This is a genomic window from Wolbachia endosymbiont of Nomada ferruginata, from assembly GCF_001675785.1.
Taxonomy (GTDB): domain Bacteria; phylum Pseudomonadota; class Alphaproteobacteria; order Rickettsiales; family Anaplasmataceae; genus Wolbachia; species Wolbachia pipientis.
This window is the reverse complement of the sequence record NZ_LYUY01000136.1, coordinates 1-2,447: the sequence shown is the minus strand read 5'-3', so window position 1 is coordinate 2,447 and position 2,447 is coordinate 1. Positions and strand designations below refer to the sequence as shown.

Genomic DNA, 2,447 nt, shown 5'->3' with positions numbered 1-2,447 from the left:
GGCTTTGTTGCATCGCTACTTATGAAAGGCTAACTATAATTAGGATTATAAGCAACTTATTGAAAATCTTGTTTTTTTGCAATCAATCTGATCAAATTTAAGAATAGTAATTTGTTATTTATATTAATAAATTTAATTCTATTGAAAATAGCTAAAGCATTGAAATTCTTGAATTTTAGCCGGATTGGTAAATGGTAGTGAAATTTCTTTTACTCAAATTTAGGTATTCATTGACCGTTCTTGTTATAAATACCAGAATAATAAGCTACTGATATTCCCTATCTTTTTTATCTTTAATCCATCATAGCTAGCGATGCAACAAAGCCATCCCAGTGTCAAGCACTGGGATGACACCTTTTCCGGTAGAAGATCACTATCAAATCACATTGCTCTGGTCATTATGATCACCATTATTTTGTTCAACTGATTGATCGACCCTAGGTGAAGAAGAATCATCATAAGGTTGTGTGTCAGACTTTTCTTCGTCAGACCCAAATAACCATGAAAAAAAGCCACCAAGAAATGATCCTATTAATGAAAAAGGCTTCATAAGTATACTAAACAAACTACCAAAAAAAGAGCTCGGCTGTTCTTCTGTTTGTGCAGGTTCTATGGGAGCAACAGCCTCCACACCTTCAGCTTTTATATCAGTTCCTTTTTCTGCACTGGTGGTGCTGGTTTGTCCTCCATGATTTTGTGTTGGTGTGCTAGGTTCTCCAGAAGCACCAGCATCTTCCCCTTGACCCCCTTCACTATCTGTCGATGATTCATTCACTGGATCAGTTTTTTCTGCGTTTTGCAATAGAGCTTTTATTTCTTCGTTAGTAGTCAAATCGAAAGGAGTTTTCCCATCTTCATCTACTGCATTAACATTGATTCCGTCTGCTTTTAATAGAACTTGCACTATCTTCACATGGCCATTTTTAGCGGCATAATGTAAAGGAGTCTTTTCACTTTTATCCATTGCATTAACATCTGCACCTCCAGCTAATAGATCGTTTACGTTCGAAAGAAGTTCATCGCCAAGTTTGGCAAGAGTATGTAAAGGAGTTGTTTCATATTTAATCTCGGATTCTAGTGTAATATCTTTAGAAGTGTTAGAGTATCATATAGAAGTGAGTTTTGTTTTGTTATTCACATCAGTAATAATCTTTACAAAATCTACATCATTTTCAACAAAATCTTTGTTCAGTGATGCGTAATGATCAATGACTTGCTTTTTTATTGATTGATGAGATCTTTTAATATTTTCTATAATTTGATTTACTTCTGTTCGTGAGAAGCTAAAAACTTCAGTATTGCTAAGGGAAGATTGCTCACCATCCGAAGAACCAAAGAGTGGAGGGTATACACGATAATTAAAATCTTTGTATTTAAATGTAAGTGGCCCAGTTCCTATAAAATCTACTTTGTGATCTCCCTCAAGTTGTGATAAAAAATTATTCCATTTATCTTGGTTAAACTGATTGATATCAAGCCATGAGTAAACTAATACTTTATCTTGAACGTCTCCAGATCTTACATGAATACTGTTCTTCCAGTACTTCTCTTTACTGGATTTTATTTCTCTTTCTTTGAACTCGTCAGTATCAAGCTTTCCAATATCAAAAACACCGATCCACATACTATAGATGTTATTGTCAGCGTATTTCGAAAAGATTTGTCTAATCTGATGAATATTTTCAGCTAATTGCATTCTTTCACCCCCATTTAGAGAGCAATGAGAATTTATAAAAATGTTAGTTAGTTTATCTTGGTAATCGTGGTCTAATATTTTGCTACCAGAAAAATATTCACTTTTATCATAGTTTTTTCCTTCTTCTTTAATACTTACAGTTGAATTAGTACTTGTTTGTGTTTCTTCTTTAGCATTACCTTCTTGTTTTTCTTTCTGTTGTGTACCAGTATCTTCCCCTGGATTTCCTTCATTACTTTCCGGTGATTTACCACCTAGACCATCATCAGATTTTTCTGCAGGTTGCAATAGAGTTTTTATTTTGTCATCAGTGGCTAAATCAAAAGGAGTGTCTCCATTTTTATCTTTTTTATTAACATCTGCTCCTGCTCTTATTAGATCCTCTACTATTTCTTGGTTGTTATCTTGAGCAGCCAAATGTAGAGGAGTCTTTTTTCCATGTTTACCTTCTATATTAACATCGATTCCTTCTGCTCCCAGTAGCGCTTTCACTTTGTCTATCCTGTTCTTTGAAACAGCCCAATGTAAAGGAGTCCATTCTCCAAATTCATCTTTTACATTAACATTGATTCCTTCTGCTCCCAGTAGAGCGTTCAATACATTTATATCTATGTTGTCCTTTTTAACAGCTAAATGCAAAGGAGTATTGTTATGTACATCTACTGCATTAAGAGGTTGTCCGGAAACAAGTAAAAGGCTATAATATCTGAAATTTTAGTACGGGGTAAAGATGAGAAAAAAGTATCCAACA

Annotated in this window: 2 protein-coding genes and 1 pseudogene; all 3 read right to left on the bottom strand. The window is 34.2% G+C overall.

What is annotated here, in order from left to right:
- Positions 1-376: 376 nt before the first annotated feature.
- The gene (locus BA053_RS05965; protein ID WP_245611042.1) at positions 377-1,066 is read right to left on the bottom strand and encodes an ankyrin repeat domain-containing protein; all 690 of its coding nucleotides are present in this window, start codon (positions 1,064-1,066) and stop codon (positions 377-379) included.
- A gap of 39 nt (positions 1,067-1,105) precedes the next feature.
- Positions 1,106-2,161, bottom strand: coding sequence for an ankyrin repeat domain-containing protein (locus tag BA053_RS05960; RefSeq protein ID WP_369404180.1), 1,056 nt, complete (start codon positions 2,159-2,161; stop codon positions 1,106-1,108).
- Positions 2,156-2,377: pseudogene (locus tag BA053_RS08660) on the bottom strand (ankyrin repeat domain-containing protein); the annotation flags it as partial. The gene BA053_RS05960 and the pseudogene BA053_RS08660, both read right to left, overlap by 6 nt.
- Positions 2,378-2,447: the final 70 nt, after the last annotated feature.